The 490-nt window shown below is 48.2% G+C and carries 1 protein-coding gene; it reads left to right on the top strand.

Annotation, left to right across the window (positions count from 1 at the left end; all coding sequences use genetic code 11):
• On the top strand, positions 1-285 hold a 285-nt coding region (locus ABOC97_RS23925), incomplete at its 5' end, for a hypothetical protein (RefSeq protein ID WP_459253843.1).
• Positions 286-490 lie beyond the last annotated feature (205 nt).

Here is a 490-nt window from a genome sequence, read left to right as displayed (position 1 = left end):
ATACCTAACTCGACTATCAGGAGTTATCTGAAGGGAGACTCAGTTCCTGGGATTTTACAGCTTAAAAAATTAGCTTCTGGGATGGGCATCAAAGCGGGATGGCTATTGGGCGACGAGGATGGTCAACCCGCATTGCGATCGGATGCTGATGCGCTTGAAAAAGATCTCGAGTTACTTGAAAGTATGTTCAGATATATGACGCCGGGACAGAGAGCCAGAATCTTAAAGCGTGTGCTTAACAGTATTTCAGGCCAACTGGATAAGGATTTTGGCGGAAGTAGGTAAGGGGAGTAGTACAGTTCTTATCGGGGAAATCATGAACTTAATTATCCGGTTAAGCGACGGACGCTCAGTTAAAGTAAACCCCAAAAAACAGAGAGCTTATTTAAGCTCAATGAGCCTCCTTTGTCATCCGCCCCATGGTATCGCCCAGTCAGTTCGCCCCACGGTGTTGGGCGATGTCATGGGGCGACAGCCAGCTCGCGTTGCG

Source organism: Kluyvera huaxiensis, assembly GCF_040149365.1.
In the GTDB taxonomy this organism is placed as follows: domain Bacteria; phylum Pseudomonadota; class Gammaproteobacteria; order Enterobacterales; family Enterobacteriaceae; genus Kluyvera; species Kluyvera intermedia_A.
The sequence above is the reverse complement of the archived record's forward strand: the minus strand, read 5'-3'. Positions and strand labels throughout refer to the sequence as shown.